Annotated in this window: 5 protein-coding genes and 1 pseudogene; 1 reads left to right on the top strand and 5 read right to left on the bottom strand. The window is 52.5% G+C overall.

What is annotated here, in order from left to right; all coding sequences use genetic code 11:
- Positions 1 to 383: pseudogene (locus tag Q7P41_RS07985) on the bottom strand (endonuclease III domain-containing protein); the annotation flags it as partial.
- 218 nt (positions 384 to 601) lie between these two features.
- Here Q7P41_RS07985 and pfp point away from each other — a divergent pair.
- Positions 602 to 1843: a diphosphate--fructose-6-phosphate 1-phosphotransferase gene (gene pfp, locus Q7P41_RS07990; RefSeq protein ID WP_303883321.1), complete on the top strand. Its 1242-nt coding sequence runs from the start codon at positions 602 to 604 to the stop codon at positions 1841 to 1843.
- A gap of 19 nt (positions 1844 to 1862) precedes the next feature.
- Here the strand turns inward: pfp and lipB are convergent, their stop codons facing one another.
- The 4 genes from lipB to Q7P41_RS08010 form a co-directional block, all read right to left on the bottom strand.
- Positions 1863 to 2537: a lipoyl(octanoyl) transferase LipB gene (gene lipB, locus Q7P41_RS07995; RefSeq protein WP_303883323.1), complete on the bottom strand. Its 675-nt coding sequence runs from the start codon at positions 2535 to 2537 to the stop codon at positions 1863 to 1865.
- A gap of 68 nt (positions 2538 to 2605) precedes the next feature.
- Entirely contained in the window at positions 2606 to 3823 is a 1218-nt protein-coding gene (locus tag Q7P41_RS08000; protein ID WP_303883325.1) for a dihydrolipoamide acetyltransferase family protein, read from the bottom strand.
- Between the two features lie 15 nt (positions 3824 to 3838).
- Positions 3839 to 4840, bottom strand: coding sequence for an ATP-NAD kinase family protein (locus tag Q7P41_RS08005; protein WP_303883326.1), 1002 nt, complete (start codon positions 4838 to 4840; stop codon positions 3839 to 3841).
- Positions 4841 to 5002: 162 nt separating this feature from the next.
- Positions 5003 to 5706 (bottom strand): alpha-ketoacid dehydrogenase subunit beta (locus Q7P41_RS08010; protein ID WP_303883328.1); only part of this gene is annotated, 704 nt, incomplete at its 5' end.

Genomic DNA, 5706 nt, shown 5'->3' on the forward strand with positions numbered 1-5706 from the left:
CCTTTGACGGACATAAGCTCCTTTCTGGATGGCGTCCTTCCCTTCAATCCCGCAAAAAGGAGAGCGATTTCCCTCAAATAAATCGCCTTCTGGTTGAAAAACCCTGCGGGCCTTATGGCCGATTTAAGCACGTCCAAGCTTAAAGCAAGGATTTTGCAAGGGTTCAGCGCTTCGATGCGCCTCAAATTTTCAAGCGCCCTCTCAACCGACGTCCAGGCCGTATTTTGCGTGAGCACCGCCCCTGCGATGATCTCAAAGGCCTCTTCTTCGTTTCTGGGATATCCGTAATCTCCCGGATGGTATCTTCCCGCAACGGGCCACCACCCCTGCGGGCCGTAATGCTTTAGTAAGGCCTCGTATATCGCCATTACTTTTGCGTTCACCTTTTCATACACCTTCCCAAGACCATGAGATGCCTAATATATTTTAGCCGCATTTAAGCAAAAGGCTTCATGTCAAGCTCGAATTTTCTCTGGGCCTTCAACCTAACGGATCGCATGGACAAAATAAGCAAACGCAGTTAAAATACGATAAACTTGCCGTTATTTATGAAGGCAATCGCACAGGAGGAGGAACGCACATGAACTTTAAGGGCAACACCTTGGCCCTCATATGCGGCGGAGGGCCCGCGCCGGGGATAAACAACGTAATAGCTTCCGTCACCATAGAGGCGCGAAACAACGGCTGGGACGTGCTTGGCATCTGCGACGGCTTTTCCCGCCTGGCAACGGCCAATAAAAGGGTCATCCCCCTTACCATAGACATGGTAAGCCGCATCCACACCGAGGGAGGAAGCATACTGCGCACGTCGCGCTTTAACCCCACAAAAAGCGAACAGACGCTAAAGACAGTGGTCGAAAACTTAGTCGACCTTGGCGTCACCCATATAGTCACCATCGGCGGGGACGATACGGCCTACGCCGCCTACAAGTTGTCAGAGTTTGCCAGGGAAAAGCTCGGCTTAAACATCCATTTCGTCCACGTCCCAAAGACAATAGATAACGACCTGCCTTTGCCCGAGGGGCTGCCCACCTTTGGTTTTGAGACGGCCAGGGCACTGGGTGCCGAGCTGGTGATGAACCTCATGGAGGATGCAAAGACCATGGGCCGCTGGTTTCTGGTCGTAACGATGGGACGTTCCAGCGGACATTTGGCCTTAGGCATAGGCAAAAGTGCCAGCGCCACGCTCACCGTAATACCAGAGGAGTTCGAGGGAGACACCATATGCCTTAAGCACGTCATCGACATAATGAGCGGCGCCATCATAAAAAGGCTTGCCCTGGAAAAGGACCACGGCGTGATAGTGGCGGCCGAAGGGCTGATCTCCAAAATCCCCTCTCAGGAGCTTGCGGCCATAGATTCCATAGAAAAGGACGACTACGGGCACGTCCGCTATGCCGAGATCAACTTCTCCGACGTCTTAAAAAAGCAGCTCAACGGCGAGCTAAAGAAGATGGGCATCCCCATATCGGTCCAAAACAAGGAGATCGGATACGAAGTCAGATGCGCTCCCCCAAATCCCTTCGACGTGGAGTACACCCGAAACCTGGGTTACGGTGCCTTCGAGTTTCTGGCAGGCGGCGGCACCAATGCTGTGATCACCATACAAAACAACCAACTGACGCCCATACCCTTCGATGAAATAGTAGACCCCGCCACGGGCAAGATGAGGATCAGGCTCGTGGATACAAATTCGCTGCAATACAGAATTGCCAAGGAATACATGATCCGCCTGGAAAGGGGCGACTTCGAATCGGAATTCCTCTTAAACAAGATGTCGCGCATCGCCAACATGACGCCGCAGCAGTTCGTGGAAAAATACGGATATGTGGCTGGGCTGTAATACGTCACAAAGGCCTGGGCTAAGTTAAAATCCATTCTTTCGCAACTTCATCGAAGCCGGCTTCAAAGACCAAGGAAAACTTTTCCCTGGTCTTTTTTACGACCTCCCGAAAATCTACGTCCTCGACGTAGTCGTCGAGCGAGGCCACGGAAAACTCCTTTATACCGCAGGGGTTGATGAGCTCGAAATGTGACTTGTCAACCCTTACATTAAAGGCAAAGCCGTGCATGGTGATCCATCTGTCGGCGGCGATACCTATGGCTGCGATTTTTTTGTCTGCGACCCAGACGCCCCTGTATTTGGGCTTCCTGCCGGCCTTTATATTGTAATCTTTCAGCACTTGTATAACCACTTCTTCAAGGCATGAGACGTACCATGGAAGGTCCTTCTTCCATTTGCTCAAATTAAATATGGGGTAGGCGACTATCTGCCCCGGACCGTGGTAGGTTATGTTTCCTCCCCTGTTCGTCTCGTATAGCTCTATCCCGTAAGCCTCAAGGACCCTTTCATCCACGAGCAGGTTTTCCCTTCCCCCCGATCTTCCCACGGTAAAAACGGGCTTGTGCTCCAAAAGAAGAAGTATGCCGTCGGCCTCACCCGCTGAAACTTTTTCAAAAGCCCTTTCCTGAAATGTAAGGCCGTCGCCGTAACCCAGGGGCTCTTTAAATTCCACGACAAAACATCTTCTGCTCAACCGGCCACACCTCCCAAAGGAAGGTGTAGGGGCATTTTCCCCTACACCTTGTACTGTAATGTCATGTCCTATTTTAAGACAGCCAGGAGCAGCAAGGGATTTTCAAGCAGCTCTTTCACTCGCCTGATAAACATGGCCCCCTGAGCGCCGTCGACGATCCTGTGGTCGAAGGTCAAAGAAAGCGTCATCATGGGCTTGACGACTATTTGGCCGTCACAAACGCAGGGTTTGTCTTTCATCTCTCCAACCCCCAAGATGGCGCACTGCGGGGGGTTGATGATGGGAGTGAAGTCTCTAACGCCGAACATCCCGAGGTTGGTGATCGTAAAGGTGCCACCCGTTACGTCGTCTATAGCAAGTTCGCCTTTGCGGGCCTTTTCGATCAAGGCATCACCGTCAGAGGCAATTTCGTACAAGTTCTTGCCGGCCACGTCCTTGACCACGGGAACGAGCAACGCCTCCTCCGTCGCCACGGCAAGGCCGATGTTGACCTCGTCGTAGAGAACTACCTCGTTGCCTTCCAAGTAGGAATTGAGCATCGGCTGTTCTTTCAATGCGACGGCGCAGGCTTTCATCAATATATAGTTGTAAGAGAGGTTAAGCCCCTTTTCCTTAAAAGAGGATTTTAGGTCTTCCCGCAGTTTCTTTAACAAAGCGCAATCTACGTCCACGTTTAACGTGACCATGGGCGAGTTCTGCCAGCTCGTGGACATCCTCTCGGCTATTACTTGCCTGACATCGGATAAAGCTATCCTTTTAAGTGGAGCAGCCTCAGCGACCGGCCTTGCCTCGGCTGCGGCCTTTTGTCTTTCGATGAAGTCAAGCACGTCTTTTTCTACTATCCTTCCACCCGGACCCGTGCCGGTAACCAGGGCTAAATCGATGCCCTGTTCCTTGGCTATCTTTTTTGCGATGGGCGTGGCCTTGATCAAAACCTCTTCGCCTGCTGGTTTTGCAGCCACCGGGGCGGGCTTGGCTTCCGGTTGAGCGGGCTTTTCAGCTGCTGGAGCCGTAGGAGCTCCCTTTAAAAGCTCGCTTATATCTTCGTCCATGGCTGCTATTATACAAAGGGGCGTACCGATGGGCACCTTAGTCCCCGGTTGCACCAAGATCTTTCTGAGCACCCCGCTTTCGGGGGCTTCGACCTTATAGGTGATCTTTTCCGTGGAGACCTCCAGGATCACCTCACCCTTTTCGACCCTGTCTCCTTCCTTTTTATGCCATTTGGCCACCGAGCCGGATGTCATGGTGAGGCCAAGCTTGGGCATTGTGATGACTGTTGCCATAAAAACTACACCTCCCTATTTGCCGTGATTGGTCATGCGTCCTCTTTGAACGGCAAGCCACATAGTTCTTTCGATGTCCACGACTCGCGGGCCGTTTTTGCTTAAACGCACCGAAGCCTTCTTTCCCGGGAGCAATTCCACTTCCCTCTCACCGTCCAGGGCGATCACTGCCGGGCTCATATCAAATACAATTTCGTCTTCCATCGAGATTTCCCTGCAATCCAACACCTTCACTGCTTTTATAAGGCCGGGTGCCACGGGAGCCGTGATTTTCAAACCTTCCCCGGAATCCAGCGGCCCAAGTACGATGTGAAGCCCCTTGTCCTGCGGCAACGGACGCTTAATGACCATGCCACCGATGGACGAAAGCCCGATGTTGCTTGGCTTTGCCTGAGTCAATACCAGCTCTTTGACCTTATCCATGTTCCATATGGCCTTTGAGCCCAAAAATATATCGTCGTAAAGGGCGACGTCCACCAAGGCGATGTCCGATGGTTTGCCGTCGATCATGACGTCCAGCCTCTTCGTCTTAAACGTCCCTTCTTCGGCAGAGACAGCTCCCGTGGCTATGAAGCCTGCAGCCATCCCCGCTATTGTACCTTCCACCATGCAGGGAAAGATGTTGTTGGTCCCTGTCGAAACCGACATGAAGGGGACGGCAACGCTTCCCTTGGCAACCGCCCGGTTGGTCCCGTCCCCTCCGAGTATGATTAAACATTTCGCGCCTTCATCTTCCAGCAGCTTGGCAGCCAAAGTGGAATCGTCCTGTGTCCCTTCGCAGTACATCTTCAACGGCTCCACTGTCATGTTCAGGTGGACATGTTCCAGTGCCATGGGAACTATGCCGAAATAGTCAGGCATGTATAGCACGCGTTCGACGCCTGTCGCCTCAAGCCCCAACAATACGCGCCTAACGATGTTTACCTTTTCGATGTTATCGAAGACCGAGCCGTGAGCGACCAGCCTTCTTATGTCCTTGCCCGAAGCGGGGTTAGCTATGATCCCTACCAATGTCAAGGATATCGATTCCCCTTTCCAATCAGATTAAAATGTCATAGACCCTCCATCGACGTTGACCGACTGACCCGTCACGTGATCGGAGTAGACAAAAAACAGCGCAAGTTTTGCCATATCCCCTGAAGCCTAATTTACCCCTCAAGACATGTTCCCTGCATTAGGTCACGCTACGGCTTCCTTTACGGCGGCGATGATCTTTTCCTTGCTTGGGATGTATTCCTGTTCGAGCACGGGGCTAAAGGGTACGGGAGTAAAGGGAGCAGCTACGCGCTTTATCGGAGCATCCAAATAATCGAAGGCCTCTTCAGCGATCATGGCCGCAATTTCCGCGCCGGGACCGGCAAATTTGACTGCCTCGTGGACGATGACCACCTTGTGGGTCTTCTTTACCGATTCGATGATCGTCTCGCCGTCTAGGGGTTGCAGCGTCCGCGGATCGATGACCTCCACGCTGATGCCTTCCTTGGACAGCTCCTCGGCTACCTCTAGTGCTTTATGGACCATCGCCATCGTGGCAATAACCGTTACGTCGCTTCCCTGCCTTTTTACGTCAGCCTTTCCCAGTGGTATGGAGTAAATATCCTCGGGCACTTCGCCCTCCAGGTCATATATGAACTTATGTTCTACGAATATGACGGGATTATCGTCCCTTATCGAGCTTACGAGCAATCCTTTGGCATCGTAAGCGGTGGAGGGAGCTACGACCTTCAATCCCGGAACGTGCATGAACCACGCCTCAAGGGATTGGGAATGCTGTGCCGCCGCAGATCCGCCGGCGCCGCATGCCGTCCTTATGACCATCGGTATTTTCGCCTTTCCGCCGAACATATAGCGCATCTTCGCCGCCTGATTGTATATCTGGTCCA

The organism is Acetomicrobium mobile (assembly GCF_937920065.1).